The 16,686-nt window shown below is 58.9% G+C and carries 12 protein-coding genes and 2 pseudogenes; 7 read left to right on the top strand and 7 right to left on the bottom strand.

From position 1 onward, the window contains the following. Nucleotides 1-45 precede the first annotated feature (45 nt). On the bottom strand, nucleotides 46-780 hold the full coding sequence (locus HQ945_RS00895) for an SDR family NAD(P)-dependent oxidoreductase (RefSeq protein ID WP_174207564.1): 735 nt from the start codon (nucleotides 778-780) through the stop codon (nucleotides 46-48). A gap of 225 nt (nucleotides 781-1,005) precedes the next feature. On the opposite strand from HQ945_RS00895, the gene HQ945_RS00890 reads away from it, so the two are divergent. The 6 genes from HQ945_RS00890 to HQ945_RS00865 all read left to right on the top strand — a co-directional run bounded on the left by HQ945_RS00890 (nucleotide 1,006) and on the right by HQ945_RS00865 (nucleotide 7,608). Continuing rightward, nucleotides 1,006-1,902, top strand: coding sequence for a LysR family transcriptional regulator (locus tag HQ945_RS00890; protein ID WP_174207563.1), 897 nt, complete (start codon nucleotides 1,006-1,008; stop codon nucleotides 1,900-1,902). Between the two features lie 369 nt (nucleotides 1,903-2,271). Beyond that, nucleotides 2,272-2,586, top strand: coding sequence for a hypothetical protein (locus HQ945_RS00885; RefSeq protein ID WP_174207562.1), 315 nt, complete (start codon nucleotides 2,272-2,274; stop codon nucleotides 2,584-2,586). Nucleotides 2,587-3,181: 595 nt separating this feature from the next. After that, nucleotides 3,182-4,069 carry an N-acyl homoserine lactonase family protein gene (locus tag HQ945_RS00880; protein WP_174207561.1) on the top strand — a complete coding sequence of 296 codons (888 nt, stop codon included), beginning with the start codon at nucleotides 3,182-3,184 and terminating at the stop codon, nucleotides 4,067-4,069. Nucleotides 4,070-4,170: 101 nt separating this feature from the next. After that, a complete protein-coding gene (locus HQ945_RS00875; protein WP_246272447.1) occupies nucleotides 4,171-5,466 on the top strand; it encodes an HlyD family secretion protein in 1,296 nt (431 codons plus the stop codon). After that, nucleotides 5,463-7,067: an MFS transporter gene (locus HQ945_RS00870; protein ID WP_174207560.1), complete on the top strand. Its 1,605-nt coding sequence runs from the start codon at nucleotides 5,463-5,465 to the stop codon at nucleotides 7,065-7,067. Before HQ945_RS00875 ends, HQ945_RS00870 begins: the two co-directional genes overlap by 4 nt. Before the next feature lie 148 nt (nucleotides 7,068-7,215). Further along, nucleotides 7,216-7,608, top strand: a complete 393-nt coding sequence (locus HQ945_RS00865) for an ester cyclase (RefSeq protein WP_174207559.1) — start codon at nucleotides 7,216-7,218, stop codon at nucleotides 7,606-7,608. Between the two features lie 75 nt (nucleotides 7,609-7,683). On the opposite strand, the gene HQ945_RS00860 is transcribed toward HQ945_RS00865, so the two are convergent. The 5 genes and pseudogenes from HQ945_RS00860 to HQ945_RS00840 form a co-directional block, all read right to left on the bottom strand. After that, nucleotides 7,684-8,391: a haloacid dehalogenase type II gene (locus HQ945_RS00860; RefSeq protein ID WP_174207558.1), complete on the bottom strand. Its 708-nt coding sequence runs from the start codon at nucleotides 8,389-8,391 to the stop codon at nucleotides 7,684-7,686. Nucleotides 8,392-8,676: 285 nt separating this feature from the next. Then, a pseudogene (locus HQ945_RS22675) lies at nucleotides 8,677-9,015 on the bottom strand (cupin domain-containing protein); the annotation flags it as partial. Between the two features lie 494 nt (nucleotides 9,016-9,509). Beyond that, on the bottom strand, nucleotides 9,510-12,581 hold the full coding sequence (locus tag HQ945_RS00850; protein WP_246272443.1) for a PAS domain-containing sensor histidine kinase: 3,072 nt from the start codon (nucleotides 12,579-12,581) through the stop codon (nucleotides 9,510-9,512). Between the two features lie 2 nt (nucleotides 12,582-12,583). After that, entirely contained in the window at nucleotides 12,584-12,979 is a 396-nt protein-coding gene (locus HQ945_RS00845; protein WP_153667409.1) for a response regulator transcription factor, read from the bottom strand. Between the two features lie 257 nt (nucleotides 12,980-13,236). Further along, the gene (locus HQ945_RS00840) at nucleotides 13,237-14,520 is read right to left on the bottom strand and encodes an epoxide hydrolase family protein (protein WP_174207557.1); all 1,284 of its coding nucleotides are present in this window, start codon (nucleotides 14,518-14,520) and stop codon (nucleotides 13,237-13,239) included. 164 nt (nucleotides 14,521-14,684) lie between these two features. Here HQ945_RS00840 and HQ945_RS00835 point away from each other — a divergent pair, with 164 nt between their 5' ends. Continuing rightward, nucleotides 14,685-15,617 carry a LysR family transcriptional regulator gene (locus tag HQ945_RS00835; protein WP_153667411.1) on the top strand — a complete coding sequence of 311 codons (933 nt, stop codon included), beginning with the start codon at nucleotides 14,685-14,687 and terminating at the stop codon, nucleotides 15,615-15,617. 271 nt (nucleotides 15,618-15,888) lie between these two features. On the opposite strand, the pseudogene HQ945_RS00830 reads toward HQ945_RS00835, so the two are convergent. Then, a pseudogene (locus tag HQ945_RS00830) lies at nucleotides 15,889-16,556 on the bottom strand (VOC family protein). Between the last annotated feature and the right edge of the window lie 130 nt (nucleotides 16,557-16,686).

Raw genomic sequence — 16,686 nt, 5'->3', positions numbered from 1 at the left:
TTTGTCCTACGTTGTGTGTGAGTTAGGCACGGAGCCGCGCCGGGGTCAGAGTTGAGCCAGGCCGCCGTCGACGGCGACTTCGCTGGCGGTCATGAAGCTGCTGTCGTCCGACGCGAGGAAGGCGGCGGCGGCCGCGATCTCCGCCGGAGCGGCCATGCGCCGGAGCGGGGTCATCGCGCCGTAGGCCTTTTGGCCCTCCTCTCCGAGCGCTTCCTTCGCGAGTTCGGTCGCCGTCGCGCCGGGCGACAACACGTTGACCCGGATACCGGTACCCTTCAGATCCTCCGCCCAGGTCCGTGCGAGATTGCGCACGGCTGCCTTGCTGGCGCTGTAGGCAGTGAATGCCGGGGCACCGGTGGTCCCGGCGCTTGATCCCGTCAGGATGATCGAACCGCCCGGGCCCATCAGTGGTAGCGCCTTCTGGACCGTGAAGATCGTGCCCTTCACGTTGGTGTCGAAAGTGTCGTCGATGTGCTTGGCGGTGATCTGGCCGAGAGGAAGCGGACTTCCGGCCCCGGCATTGGCGAAAACGATGTCGAGGCTTCCGCGCTCTGCTTTCACCGCCGCGTAGAGCCGATCAAGATCGGCCTCATCCGAGACCGAGCCCTTCACCGCGCGGGCGTTAGGTCCAAGCTCGGCCACAGCCGCATCGAGTGCTTGCTGCCGACGGCCGTAGATGAAGACGAAGGCACCCTCCTCGATGAAGCGCCTTGCAGCGGCGAGGCCGATACCGGTGGCGCCGCCCGTGATCACGGCTGTCTTTCCATTCAATCTGGTCATGTCATGCATTCCTTGTGTCGCGTCTCGGGTCATCGATTGCGGAGACATCCTCCGACAGCCTCGATATGGGGTCGGCGGCGCCAGGCGGTGAGTGCGCAATCGCGCGCATCCGTGGTGCGAAAACGATCCACTTACGTGATCGAACGCAGCGACGGTCATGCGCAATCCGGCCCAGTAGGGTAGACTGGTCTTTGGAAGCCGCCCCATGCGGCGCGGGAATGGACCATGATCGACTGGGATGACGTTCGCTACTTTCTTGCCGCCGCACGTGGCGGCTCAGTGCGGGCTGCCGCCAAGAGCCTGGGAGTCAACCACTCGACCGTGCTGCGACGCATTGCGCAGCTCGAGGAGCACCTCGGGGCGCAGATGTTCGAAAAGCTGCCTTCGGGCTACCGCCTGACGGCCGCGGGCGAGGAGGTTCTCGAGTTCGCGAACCAGATGGAAGCCTCGTCGCACCAACTGGAGACGCGCGTCTTCGGACGCGATCAGAGCGTACGCGGGCTTCTACGGGTGACGCTGCCCCCGTTCCTTGCGACACACCTGCTCATGCCGGATATCGCAGATTTTGCGCGTCTGCATCCGGACATCGAGATGGAGATCGTATCGACCGGCGAGGTCGCGAATCTGACCAATCGGGAGGCGGATGTGGCAATCCGGATGGTCTCCGATCGCAAGACCCTGCCGCTCAATCTTCATGGCCTGAAAGGTCCGGATCTGCTCGCGGGTGTTTATATGTCCCGCGATAGACTGGCCGCTTGGCGTGCGGGTGCGCCGGATCCAATCCGGCCCATCGTCATCGGCGGTCAGGCTGTTCCGAACTGGGTCGACCAAGGGGAGTTTCGCGCCACAGGGGTTCCGTTCAGGACGCCGGACGCCGACGCGCAGATCGCTGCGGCAAGGCAAGGGATCGGCATGACCAAACTGCCCTGTTTCGTCGGAGATGCCGATCACTTGCTGGCGAGAGTTCCGGGCATCGATCTGAAATCACCTGCGACGATCTGGCTTCTCACGCAGGGGGAGACACGCAAGACGAAGCGCGTGCGGCTTTTCACAGAGTTCATATCCCACCGACTCGCCGCGTACGCTCCGCTCCTCGCCGGGCGGTCCATATCGCGTGGCTAACGTCCCATGCCAAACGCCAAAAATGGGCTAGGGAAATTGCTGTTGGAGATTGGCATTCCCAAGGGGGACAGGCCGCGGAGTGGCCGCTCTCCGTGAAATCGAAACGCATAGTGGACGGTCCGCTCCCGGCTTCGAAGCTGGCGTTTGACAATTCTGGTGCGACTGACCGCTTCGCGCCTCCATTTCGGTCGTTCGAACCGCCTTGGCGAATTCCTGAAGCTTCCAGTCCGCTAAACGGTCGATGATGTCCGTCCAAGGCCGAAAGCGGATGGGCGTCTGCGTTCAAAATTGGTCGGACCGGTGCGCCCACAACTAGAGATCGTCGCCGATTTTATTCCTCGTCGCCGCCACAAACGCGGGGAAAAGGCTTTGCCTGAGCTTTCGATCTTGGCGCAAACGCACTCGATAGGCCTTCGCGTCAGCGAGATTAAAGATCGCTTCTTCCGGCGAATTCATTGCGAGGGCAAAGATCGCGGCATCGACGCCCTGGGGGCCATGGCGCAGGCATCCTGCGAGCAATCGTGCCAGCAAACTTTATCTTTTCGTGTCCGGCATCTGCCCAAACAATACAAGGCGTTGACCAAATGCGCCGTAGAAAGCGCACTTGGTTTCGTCGGCGATCGGATCGCTGCCGCTGGGTTCATCGAGTTCACCGGGGCAGCGCCCGACTGCGCGGGCGACTGAAATAGGGTCCCGTAGGAGGAGCTGCGCCCCCGCGCGCGCCATCGCCTGTTTCAGTTCCTCCAGAGCACCAAGCGATTTCGCAAAGGCAAACGATGCAAACGCCCAATTGTGCACGAGCGTGGAGTTTGGGATTGACTGCTAACCATAGTGCCGCTGGGTCTGCACCCGATCTGCCTTCGTACTGTGTGTATTTCGGCAGGTCAGGCAGTTGGCACGCCATTCCTCATGCGGTTCATTGTCTACTGCCAATACTCGTGAATCGGGTGGGAGCCCCTACTCACTAGCTAGTGGGGACCTCTGACATCCAGAGTGATTCATATCGCGTCGGGGAGCGTGGCGCTCTTCGGCAGGGGTCCCGTGCCGGCATCCCTCTCCGGGGAAGTGTCGGACCCCACTCCTTGACGATCCCTCAGGCGAAGCGCCCGATCGGGCTCCCTGGCACCAACGCAGCCTCTGTAGCTACAAGGCATACGCGACCGGTCATTCGCGGTCGTCCAACGGCGATACCTAAGTGCAATCTCGGCAGGACACAGTACACAGCTATATTTTCCGTGGTCGCGTCCCGAACAGGAATTTCTTGATAGGAGCAATTAAAATGAAAACGAAAACTTATTCGCTGTCCTCGACCATGGTCGGCCTAGCGCTCGCCTCGCTCACCTTCGATGGAGAAGTTGCGTCCGCGGCTGGCGCGTTTTCTAAGACAATCGATCGGCTATACAGGGTGGATTGCGGCCACTCCTTAGCAAATGACGAGTCCGTCTGGACGCCGGGCGAGAACAAAGGAAAATCGATCGAATTCTCATCGACGTGTTACCTCATACAGCATGGAACGGAATATCTGATGTGGGACACCGGTGTTCCGGAAGGGACAATTGGCGATCCGAAGGGCTGGTCTACGCTTCCTAGCCTCATCGTCTATCATCTCGACAGAACGATCTCCTCTCAGCTCGCGCAAATCGGTCTGAAACCTGCTGATATCAACTACGTCCTCGTTTCCCATACGCATGGCGATCACATCGGAAACGTCGGGTTATTTCCGGATGCGACAGTTGTGATGCAGAAAGCCGAATACGATTGGATCAACTCGCCTCCGCCGTCAGATCCAAACCTGAACACGCTTGTGAAACTTGCTAAGAAATTACTCGGGGACCCCGGCCGCCTGGAACTCGTGAGCGGGGATGTTGACTTTTTTCACGATGGAAGCGTCAGATTGCTATCGACACCTGGGCACACGCCGGGGAGCCAGTCGCTCATGGTTCATCTGGCCCAAACCGGATATGTCATCCTGTCGGGAGACGTCGTGCATCTCGAGAGCAACTTCGAGCATGACATCGTTCCCGCGTTGAACGTCGACAAAGCACAGTCGATTGCATCAATGGACCGTGTGCGGGCGCTGATAAAACAGTATGACGCGACCATGTTCATAAACCACGACAAGCAGCAGGCGGATAGCTTGAAGCTGCTGCCTGACTATTATGACTGAACTGGAGTTTCGTGTTAGCCACCGCAATAGGGCGTTTTACTGGGAACTGTCTCGGTTGATGGCGTCTCTTGTCACTTCGCTTACCGGGATCGAGAAGGCGAATGTCGCGCCATATGCGCCGTTCGCATCCGCCCACAGCGTCTTGGAAAGACAGCAGAACCGTTAGTTGGCAAGCAGATCAAAGCCACGATATAACCGTCAATGCACGCACTCGTTCCCAGTCTATCGCGGCGATCAAACGAACTCATTGGGGAATCAAATTGGAGAGTGGATCGTCAACAGCGACGGGAGACACCGCGAGCACCAAGCGCACACGATGGCTTTTTCCCTTGCTACGTGTTCTTTTCGTATTCGTGGTCGCCTTGCTGGCATGGCTCGTTGCCGCCAATTGGAATAAATGGATTGGCAACGCCCGTTTCCAGGTAACACAGGACGCCTTCGTTGCAGGAGACGTCACGCCGCTTTCTGCAAAGGTCTCCGGCTATGTGGCTACTGTCGCGGTGGGAGATTATCAAGCCGTTCACAAGGGCGACCTCATCGTCGAAATTGAACCTTCCGATTATCGCGCACAGCTTGCCTTTGCTGAAGCGAACCTCGCTTCGGCGCGCGCTTCACTTGCCAATCTGGCCCATCAGCGCGATGTGCAACGCGCCCTCGTGAGACAGGCCGAGGCGACGATCGCGGCTGCGAACGCAGACCTTATACGGTCGTCGCTCGAGCTGACTCGCCAGCGCAGGCTTCTCGATACGCGGATTGCAAGCACCGAACAATTGGTTGAACAAGCGGACGCAACCGAAAAGCGCGCCAATGCACAGCTCGAATTGAGTAAGGCAGAGCTCGATCAGCAGAACGCATTGCTCGCCGGACTCGACGGACAGGAGCGATTGCTTGCCGCTCAGGTGAAGGCTTCGGAGGCGCAGGTCGGTCTCGCCGAGAACAATCTTCGTTACACACGCGTTCTTGCGCCGGCCGAAGGCCTTGTCGGTCAACGTCAGGTTAGGCCCGGTCAATTTGTCAATGTCGGGACACAGGTCATCGCCATTGTTCCCATGCCGAATTTATGGGTCACCGCGAACTACAAAGAGACCCAACTGACGAATATCAGGATGGGTCAACTCGCCAAAGTAACGGTCGATGCCTTTCCCGGTGTCGTGCTGACCGGCCATGTGGACAGTTGGTCACCAGGTACAGGTTCGATCTTCGCACTTCTGCCGCCTGACAACGCGACGGGCAACTTTACGAAAGTTGTGCAGCGGGTGCCGGTAAAGATTGTGCTCGATGCCAACCCGGCCCTTGGCGAGCTTGTACGGCCGGGAATGTCGGTACAAGCGACAATCGACACGAGGTCCGCTACTGAGCCACGCCTCAGTTCAGCCAAAGCCTCGCCACAGCCATGAGTCTCCAAGCGGGGCCCTTCAGCTCGGCGGGAATTGCCCTCCATCCGGTTTCGGAACAGCATCCCCGACTTTCGATCGTTTCGTACCGCCCGTATATCGGTCTCGTCGGCGTAATGTTGGGTGCGGTCATGGCCACGTTGGGCAGCCGTGTGACAAGTTTTGGCCTTGCGGATCTGCGCGGGGCGCTTGGCGCAGGCTATGACGAAGGGGCTTGGATCACCACCAGTTTCGCAGTCGGCCAGATGCTGATCGGTGTCACATCGCCATATCTCGGCGCGGTATTCGGTGTTCGCCGAATTCTGCTTCTCGGGATCATCCTGTTTTTCGTCGCGAGCCTTCTGGCTCCATTCTCTCCCAACCTTGCCGCATTCCTGACCATGCAGTTTCTGGCAGGCGTAGGATCAGGAACGTTCATTCCGCTCACGATCAGTTTCATAGTGCGGAGCCTGCCCGTAACCATGGTCATCTACGGGATCGCCATCTATGCGATGAATATCGAGTTATCCCTTAATGTAGCAGCATCTCTGGAGGGCTGGTATTCCGACAATTGGTCGTGGGCATGGATATCCTGGCAGTACTGCGTGATGCTGCCGGTTATGGCGGTGTGTGTTTGGCATGGCGTCCCTCGGGAGGAAATCAAAACTGACCTTCTGCGCCGGTTCGACTGGCCAGGTGTGGCCTATGCCGCCATCGGGTTCAGTTTGTTGTACGCGGGTCTGGATCAGGGCAATCGACTGGATTGGATCAACAACGGAATGATCAGCGCCTTGCTGGCGTCCGGTTCCTTGCTCACTGTCGCGTTCATTGTTCGCGAACTTGTTACGGACCACCCTTTCATAAACATCCGACTGATTTTCCGCGAGAATCTGGTCTTGCTGCTGCTCCTGCTCGCGGGCTTTCGGTTCATTATTCTATCGACAGCGTACATTATTCCCACCTACCTTCAGACAGTACAGAATTTTCGCGAGCTTCAGGTGGGCTCAGTGCTACTCTGGATTGCGCTTCCGCAACTTCTCATTGTGATTCCCTTAGGCGCGCTGCTCAGACGTGTCGATGGGAGATGGGTCCTTGCGATTGGGGCCGCGGTGGTTGGCGTAGCCTGTATGATGGCTACGAACCTGACAAGTCAATGGGCAACAAGCGATTTCCTTCCCTCGCAGATTCTACAGGCCTTAGGTCAATCCTTTGCACTGACGGCCTTGGTGGTATTGATCGTGAGATCGATCAACCCTGCCGAGGCGCTCACGATCGGCGCCCTCATCCAGATCAGCCGCTTGTTTGGCGGAGAAATTGGCACTGCATTCATGCAGACCTATGTTCGCCTACGCGAACAACTTCATTCGAACCTCATAGGCCTGCACATCGACGGGATCGCCGGATTGACACTCGACAGGATAGCGGCTTTTCGGAGTGCGTCAGGACTGCACACAAGCGATCCAGCAGCTGCGACTGCACAGGCCACGAGCTTGCTCGCGACCGCTGTGGCGCGTCAAGCCGCCGTGCTGTCATTTATTGACGGCTTCTCTGTTGCGGCCTTGGGCGCGCTCGCCTGCGTTTTCCTTGTGGCAATGATGCAAAAGGGGAAACCTGCGCCGTTTTGATAATTAACGGAGCAGTTTCCTTCGCGGGCTTTCACGAACACCGCGTCGTCGACGCGGGTCACAACGTGCCGCAGGAACGGCCAAGCGCTTTCGCTGACGCTGTCATCAACTTGCACAAGCAAATGACTTGAGAGAAAGGAGAATACAAATGGCGACCGCTCTGGCCGATTTGTACCAAGGTTACATCGACTGTCTCAACTCCCAGGACTGGGACAATCTTGGAAAATATGTCGGCACCGAGGTTTCCTATAATGGAGAGAGGGTCGGTTTTGTGGCATATCGCCAGGCCCGGGAACGGGAATTCCGTGAAATCCCCGACCTGCATTTCAAGGTAAGCATTCTGGTGTCCGATCGGAAAACGGTGGCGAGCCGTCTCGAATTTGACATCAGCCCAAGCGGCGAGTTCCTTGGCCTTCTCGTCAACGGGAAACGCGTGAAGTTTTGCGAAAACGTCTTCTATGAGTATGAAGGCGGTAAGATTGCCAGAGTATGGTCAGTGCTCGACAAAGCCGCGGTCGAGGCCCAGCTCTCCCGATCCTAGTGCGAGGTATCAGCGAACGAGCGCCGGACCCGTTAGGACGATGGTCCGCCGTCGCGCGGAGAAGACACCTGCAAATCAGTCTTGATGGGCCAGGAGCAAATCGGCGGCTCCGTTTAAGTCCGACACTTCCGCATAAGGCAGCCAGTCTGGATTGCCGGTTTCTCCCCGGCGATTCACCCAGATACCCCGTAAGCCCAGTTCGTGACGCGCTTTCATGTCCCAATACATACCCATCGCGACGTGCACGGTTTGGTCGGGTGTGACGTCCATCCTATGATAGGCATACTCGAAGAGTTGTCGCGATGGCTTGTAGGCCTGCGCCTGTTCGGCGGTGATGACGTAGTCGAAGGGCACTCCGATGCGCGCAACGGTGGGAGCGATGAGATCGTCGTCGGAGTTCGTGAAGATCGCCAGCTTGTAGCGCTCGCGCAGCCGCCGCAGGACGTCCGGCACTTCCGGGTGCGGTCCCATACTCATTGGCGAAGACGCGATGCGTTCGATCTCGTCCTCGCTGGGCGTTAGACCATGCTCGGCAAAGGCGGCCGCGAAGCCGATGCGGAGGATGTCCTTATAGAGCCGGTACGGCCGCTCCGCCGTCAGACGCCGTCCCTGGGCAGAGAAGCTGTCGAGGATCGACGACGCGCTTGCCTTACTGGCGCGCTGCTTCGCAAGCGCCACTTCAATCTCTTGCTGGAGGACCTCAAACCATTGCACGAGCGTGCCATAACAATCGAAGGTAACGACTTCCGCTTTGGGCTTTAAGAAAGAACGTAGCTTGGACATCGAGCAAACCCGTTGTGAACTAAAAGACAAGAAGGCATTAAGACACGAGACTTAAGTCATAGCCAACCTATCGCGTCATTCGGCGCAGCGGCAATGCGGACTGGATCACGGAATGCGGTCCCGGTTTTGCAACATCAAAACGTTCCGTCAGTCGAGCCAGAAATCGGGGGCGACGCCAGAAAGCCGGTTGGGGGAAGGGTAATTTCCCCTGATCTAGCTGTCAGCTTTCGCGGTCACCGCGAAAGCTTCGTAAGGGCAATTCATATGATACCGGCGGCAACCGCGTTATTTGTCAGGTTTTGTCAACTGGGTTTCATCGGTGTCGACACAAAACCGCGAGAATCTTCGCTGATTCCTTCTCGCCCGCGTTAGCGCTGACGCGGTGGTGATCGCGCGGGACTTCAATCAGTTTTCACCGGTATTGTAGACCTTTACCTTGCCGTCGTTGATCTGGGTTTTGATGCGCCCCTCGATGACCGTAGCATAGATAAAGGCGCTCTTGGTATGAGTGTGCGACGGGTTGGAGCCACCTGGACCATATTCAACCAATACGCCGCGTATGCTATTGCCGGGCACATTCGGAAGCTTTTGATCGAAGACAACCGTAACTTTGGCGTTGTCTGGCGGCTGATTGCGCGGCGAGCTTCGCCCTTCTTGGGGCTGCTTTGATAACCGCGGAACGTGTCCGAAAGCGCCCCGACGCCGATAGGTTTCCCGAACCGGTCGAACTTCGAGCGTTCGCGCATCTTGCTTACCCGATCTTTCGCCCTGCTCCAGCCGTTCTTAGGCATCAACTCCTGCAGGACGTCGCCCATGCTCGTCGCCAGGCCAGGAAACTTCGGCGGCACCAGAAGGCGCCCCCATGTCCTTGCAAAAACCGACGATCGTGTTGCAAGACCAGTCCTGCGCAAGGCCGTAGTCCCTCGCGTTGATGCGATGGATGTCAGTCACGTACCTGCTTTGGCGAACATCCGAAGGAGCGCCGCGAAGTAGGCAGCGGACGCATCTGCTAGAGCGGCACCTTCCCGAAGGACCGGCTGATAAACTGGGCGAGGTGGGTCGACCATTAGGAACGTGCAGCGGCTGTGGTCAAAAAAGCGATTGGATGGCGGCAACGCCTAAAGGTGTAACGTCTCATTCTGCGCCGTGGCCGCCGACACATATGGCGGCAGCGTGAAGGATACTGTTACTCCTTGTTCCTCGTTTGCGCGGGCCCACAGCCGTCCATTGTGGTTCTCGACGATCGATCGGCTTACGGAAAGTCCGATCCCCATACCATCCTGCTTTGTAGTATAGAAGGAGTCGAATATCCGGTCCATATCGTCGGCCGGCAGCCCAACGCCCGCGTCCTCAACGGAGAGCTGAACGTCGCCGCCTGCGCTAAGCTCTGTCCGGATAAGGATGCGCCGAGTACGTCCGCCCGCCTCGGACATCGCATCAATCGCATTTCGGAGGAGGTTCATGATGACCTGCTGGAGCTGAACGCGCGCGCCGGCAACGGGCGGTAACTCTCCGTTCAGATGCGTCGTAACCGCGAGGCGCGCCCGTTGCAGGTCGCTCGTGGCCAGAGCGATGGCTTCCATCGCGACCTCATTCATATCAACCGGTTCAATAACGGGAGGTTTCCTACTGAACAGCGCGCGCAGCCGAACGATGACGTCGGCCGAACGGTTGGCATCGCGGATCATCCGACGTGCCGTGTCGTTCGCAACGTCGATATTCGGCGGTTCCGCACCCAGCGCGAGGAGGCAAGTGCTGGCGTTCGTCACAATTCCGGCTAACGGCTGGTTGAGTTCGTGTGCAATTGACGCTGTCAGGACACCAAGACTGGTCGCCCGCGTCACGTACGAAAGCTCCGACCGCGCTTCGTTGAGCGCCTCTTCCGCTTTTCGACTATCCGTGATGTCTTGAATTGCGCCTGTCAGCTCCTGCTCCCCATCCTTGTTCCGCTCGCTGTGTGCAAGGACACGCACATTTTTCGAAGACTGGTCCGGCATCGACAGAACAATCTCATAGTCGAAGTCGCCCCAGCCGTTGCGGGCCTGCTCGATCACATGCTTTACCATCTGGACGCTATCGGGATGAACACGAGACAGCACTGTGGAGAATGTCACTTCCGGGGCCGCGGGATCGACGTCGAAGATACGGTAGGTTTCGGCGGACCAAGTAATCCGTTCGGTGCCGAGTATCATCGAGAAGCTTCCGGTGCGACTGAGACGCTGGGCGTCCGCAAGGAACGCCTCGCTCTGACGCAGTTTTTCTTCGGCCCGCTTGCGGTCGTCGACGTCGGTCAGCAGCCCGTACCACCGCTGGATCCTACCTTCTTCGTCTCGGAGTGGGAGACCGCGAAGTTGGAACCAGCGCCATACACCGTCATGCCGGCGAAACCTGGTCTCGTAGTCGTAAGGCTCCCCCGACACGATCGACCCCATGAACGTGTCGATGCAGAGCTGAAGGTCTTCAGGGTGCGTGATGCCGTTGGTGTCCCAATGCTTCACCTCTTCTAACGGGAGCTGGAAATAGTCGAGGAGCTGCTGATTGCCTCCCATCAACTCGCCCGCAGGCGAGAATATCGCGATCATGCCTGCTATGCCGTCGACGATCAGACGAGACTCACGCTCCCTTTCGGCAAGCGCCTGTTCGGCGCGCTTGCGATCCTCGATATCGACGTTTGTTCCAAGCCATTTAACGATCCTTCCATCGCTGTCACGGAGGATGTTGGCGCGAAACAGGAACCACCGGTATTCGCCGTCAAACCTTTGCATGCGCGCTTCGAGATCGATCGGGAGCCCGGTGCTTAGGCATGTGCTCCAGCCGCGCACCAGCTCGTCCTTATCGTCGGGATGAAGCACCGAGCCCCATCCCCACCCCTCTGCCTCCTCCGCAGTGTAGCCTGCATAGTCGAGCCATCGATCGTTAAGAAAGTCGCAGTAGCCGTCCGGAAGCGTCGTCCACACTGCGGCTGGCAATGCGTTGATGATCTTGCGAAGATCATATTCGGTGTCTTTCAACGCCTGTTCGGCACGCTTTCGATCGTCCACGTCGACATGCAGCACATACCATCGAATTACGGCGCCGTCATCGTCCTTAAGCGGATGGCCGTTTACCTGAAACCACCGATATCTGCCCTCCGCGCCGCGGAGGCGAAGCTCGATGTCGAAGGGCAACCCGTTAGCGATCGCGCTGCCTAGAACGTCGGCTACGCGATGCACGTCGCCCGGATGGACCAGGTCAGGGCATGGCCACATTCGTATCTCGTCAAGCGTGCGCCCGTAGTATCGAAGAAGATGGCCGTTCGCCGCTTCGATCCCGCCGTCCGGCGAAAGGACTGATACGCCGGCCGGAATGCTTTCGGGGATCAGCCGGGCCTCGCGTTGCTGAGCAGCCAGTTCGATCTCGGCCCTCTTGCGGTCATCGATGTCGACCAGCAGGTGGAACCAGCAGAGGATTTCTCCGTCCGCGTCGCGCAGGGGCATCCCTAGGACGTTGTGCCAACGATAGATGCCGTCTGCCCGAAGGTGGCGGCTTTCGACATTGTAGAAAGTGCCGTTGACGTGCGCGGCGATCTGATCGTCGATCGTGCGATTCAGGTCATCAGGATGCACGACCTCGGTCGCCTTCCATTCCTTGAGGGCTTCCAGGGACATACCGAAATAGTCGAGGGCCGGCTGATTGAGAGACCTGACGTCGCCAGACGGCGTAGTGACAGCGACTGGGACAGGGATGCTGTCGACAATCCGCTGGAATTCTGTTTCGCGCGGTGGGGGGGCCTCGACCGCGATCCCGCACCATTTCGCAACCCGTCCGTCGTCGATTATCGGATTACACCGGACGACTAGATCGCGAGGGACTGCGGCGGCATCCAGAACCGAGATAACGATCTCAAAGGGACTGCCCATCGCCAGACCTTGACGCCAATTCTCGATCTGACTGCGGCTTTCGTTGCCGGCTTCCGCTACAGGCCAAGTGCAGGGCGTTGATATTCCCGTTAGCGCGGCCAGGCTCTCGTTCATGTAATCGATGCATCCGTCGGGCACGGCGGTAAATACCATTCCCGGTAACGAATCGAGAATCCGACCGAGATCTGGTTGCATCCGCTTCCTCGTGCGATTTGCCTGACTGCTGATTTTAGGGACTAAAAAACTGGCGGAACAGTATCCTAAAGTGTCGGGTGGACCAAGTTCCACCATGTCTAAGAGGTAGCGTCTGGTGACTTTCCGCTCTTAAACACCTGATCGAGCGTCTCCCTGAGGACCGCCGCACTGAAGGGTTTGAACAGGCACGCGACGGCGCCGCTTTTGATAAGTGTGAGGCGCTCGTTCTCGTCCTTATGCGCTGTGATGAAGATGATCGGAATTGATACCCCGGTCCTGACGAGTTCCTCCTGCAGATCGGGCCCCGACATTCCCGGCATTGCGACGTCGAGCACCAGGCAACCTGTATCAGCCACTGTTTTCGATTCGAGAAATTCCGTCGCTGAGGAGAACGCCCGAACGTCGAACCCGAATAGCTTTATCAGGTCCGGGAGAGCTTCCCGGACAGATTCATCGTCGTCAACGACCGACACCAGAGACTCTCCAGGCATCATCGAGATACTGCTTGCAAGGTCGATGCATCCTCGGACCGGGAGTCTAGCCAGACCATCCGAAAGAGGAGGCGAGACTCCGTCGCCAAATTCTTCGGCACACCGAACTCCCGGGTAAGGGCAAGGCCCATTGAAGACATTCTCCGCTCGAATCCATGAAACGCCACCGTTGAACGATAAGGCGTGGCGCCGTGGAAAGTTCCTGATCGCGACCCGAAGGCCGAAATCATTCAAGCATTGAATCTAGCTTTCATCAACGCTCACGACGTCCGGAGCGTCCGAAACCCGGCGCGCAGTTCCTCGCAGAATACCTTTGTCTGCTCCCACGCCGCGAAGTGGCCGCCTTTGGCCAGCTTGTTGAAGTGTATGAGATTGGGATAGGCCTTCTCTGTCCAGCTTCGTGGGGCCGCGTAGATTTCGTCGGGAAAGACGCTGACGGCAACAGGAATCTTGACGTTCTTCGGCTGGAAGAAGGCCAGCTTGTTTTCCCAATACAGACGAGCCGACGAGATGGCGGTGTTCGTCAGCCAGTAGAGGGTCACGTTGTCGAGGATGTCCTCGCGGCTCAATCCTTCGGTCTCGCCGTCGAATACGCGCGCGATGAGGTCGTAGCTCCGGATGTCGTGGTCGATCATCCAGGCCGCCAGACCCACGGGAGAATCCGCGATCCCCACGAGCGTCTGCGGGCGGTTCGCCATCTCGATCGCGTAGCCAAGACCATGCGCGTAGAAGTCCGCGAGCTGGTCGAAAGCGTTGGATTCGTCGGCGGACAAGCCATCCGGCTTCTTACCGCCCGGCTGCAACGCTGTCGCTATGTTTTCAGGGATGGTCGCGGGCATGTTGACGTGGATGCCAAGAAGTCCGGGCGGCGCAATCAGCGCCATCTGCTCGGTGACGGCGTCGCCCCAGTCGCCGCCTTGCGCGACGTACTTGCTATAGCCAAGACGCTCCATCAGTTCGATCCACGCGCGGGCGACGCGGATTGGGTCCCAGCCCTTCTCGGTCGGTTTTCCGGAGAAACCATAGCCGGGAATGGAGGGGACGACCACGTCGAACGCGTCGGACGCCGAGCCGCCTGCTGCAGCGGGATTGGTCAACGGCTCGATGATCTTCATCTGTTCGATGATCGAGCCAGGCCACCCATGCGTCACGATGATCGGCAAGGCGCCTTCGTGCTTAGACTTCACATGGATGAAATGAATCTCGACCCCGTCGATTTCGGTCGTGAATTGGGGAAGGGCGTTCAGCTTCGCCTCTACCTTCCTCCAGTCGTAGTCCGTCGCCCAGTAGGATGCCAACTTCTCGATCGTGGCCGACTGGACGCCCTGCGAGTTGTCGTCGACGACCTCCCGCTCGGGGAAGCGCGTCGCCTTAATCCGACGGCGAAGATCGTCGAGATCGGCTTGCTTTGCCTTGTACTTGAATCGACGTATCTGCTTCTCGTCGCTGCCGGCGATAGCAGCCGCAACGGGAAGCAGGGTCATTGCTCCGGCGACGGCTGCAGTCGCGAGAAGCGTTCTACGAGTAACTGACTGGGTATGCATTGCGCGATCCTCTGATTGGAAAACTGATGGGCCGAACCTGTCATTCCCGAAGCGCGCCATCTATTGCACCAAGGTATCGCCAATACCTTGGAATCATATCAGGGATATTGCCTGCCGGCGAATGCTGTGACGGTATCCTACGGCCAGCAGTTAGGTGAGGAATCATGGATCGCATCGACGCAATGAAAGTCTTCGTGACGGCCGTGGAGGAGGGGAGCCTCGCCGGCGCTGCGCGCAAGCTGAAGCGGTCCCCGACAGCAATCAGCCGGGCTCTCTCTTTACTGGAGCAGCACGTGGGCGTCGAATTGCTCCATCGCACGACCCGGAGCCTCAAGCTCAGTGAAGCAGGCCGGAGATATGTCGAAGCGTGCCGCAGGGTGCTTGTCGATCTCGAGGAGGCGGACATGATCGCCGGCTCGGAGCGATCCTCTCCCAGAGGAACGCTGACAATTTCGGCGCCGCCCATCCTGGGCGAAGAGGTGCTCCGGCCGATTCTCGACAGCTTCCTTCGTGAGAACGCCAACGTCTCTGTTCGGTTTTTGATGCTGGACCGCTTCGTGAACCTGGTCGACGAGGGAGTGGACGTCGCCCTAAGGATCGGCAATCTCGCCGACTCGACCCACATGTCCACACGCATCGGCGGAGATGTCCGCCGCGTCGTGGTCGCGGCGCCGCGATATCTCGACAGCCGAGCCGCAATCAACGAGCCGTCGGATCTCTCCCGCCACGACCTGATAGCCTTCTCGAACTTCGGCCTCGAATCCTGGAGCTTTGCGCCGGCCAAAGACACTTCCGTCCCAAGAACCGTCCACTTCACCCCGCGCTATCTCGTCAACAGCGTCCGAGCAGCCGCAGCGTCCGCCGCCGAAGGAATGGGCGTGACCCGGCTCTATTCCTATCATGTCGCGGAATATGTCCGAGACGGTCGCCTCAGAGTCGTTCTTCCTCAGGCGGAGCCACCTGCGCTGCCTGTCCACATCCTGACCCCTCAAGGGCGCGCAGCGGTTCCGAAAGTTCGAGCGTTCATCGACTTCGCAGTCCCGCGTCTACGTTCAGAACTTGGACGCATCGCCACGGAATCCGGCAGCCTCGAATAATTGTGCCGAAACGCGGTTGGCTGTCTGCAGGTAAACGACAGTTCTCCTTGGCGTCGTCCCCGGCTAACTTTCAGTCACGGTGATGAGCTCGGTATCGGCTTGGTGCTCGTTATCCGAGGCGGACGGACGAGTGTCGCCGGCAGCAGCGGGAACGCCGGCCCGAAAAGGACCGGCGTTCTTGCGCGACGCTCAGGCGGGGAGGATCGCCTGGGGCGCAGGCTTTCAGACCCGGAGGGCGGTCGGAAAGCCGTGAAGTGAAAGATTGAAGCGGTCACGTCGGTAGGGTTTGGCCAGCCTGCTCCTTGACCAGATAGTCGGCGTACCAGTCCGGCCAAGTATCGTCGTGTTTGCCGCCGTCGCGCTTCTGATGCTCGCCATGGGCGGAAGCAACCCTTCGCAGCGCCTCTGCGAGGTCGCCTGCGGATGTGAACGCAGCGCCCTTGGCATCGACGCGACCGGGAAGTCTCGCGGTGACCTCCTGCAGCAGCCAGCCGTTTCCGTCCAGGTCGGAGAAGGAAGCGAAAGAAGCGTAGCTCGACCGGGAGGGATGTGGTCCGGGCAGCCGTTGGTCGGCGCCCTTGTGATGGAAGACGCCGCCGGGGTCGTGAAAGACGCCGCTTATCTCGGCGCCGCGGGAGGCGAGAGCGGCGTGTGCCATCTCGATGTCGCTGACGACCAAGTGGAGGCCTTGAGTGGAACCGGGTGAGGCGGCCGTCACATTCGATCCGAAGATCACGGAGCAAGGCGAGCCCGGTGGGGTCACCTGCACAACACGAAAGCCGTCCTTGCCGACACGTCGGCGTCGAGCCTCCAACCAAGGCCGGTGTAGAAGGACTTGGCGCGATCGACGTCGGACACGGGAATGACGACGACTTCGAGCTTCATGTCGATCTGATCTGTCCGCGCTGAATTGGTTGGGGTGGGTGCCTGGATAGCCATCTCGATCTCCCTGTTAATCGCGGTCACCTTCACCGCGATCGGGACGATGCGCCGTCGCCGTCCCCGATGTCCATTGTTCGAAGGTGTCGATGGGTCGGACACGTCGCTAACCGATCCCTTGGTATCGCCG

Source organism: Phyllobacterium pellucidum, from assembly GCF_013327855.1.
Classification (GTDB): domain Bacteria; phylum Pseudomonadota; class Alphaproteobacteria; order Rhizobiales; family Rhizobiaceae; genus Phyllobacterium; species Phyllobacterium pellucidum.
This window is presented reverse-complemented; position numbering and strand designations above follow the sequence as displayed.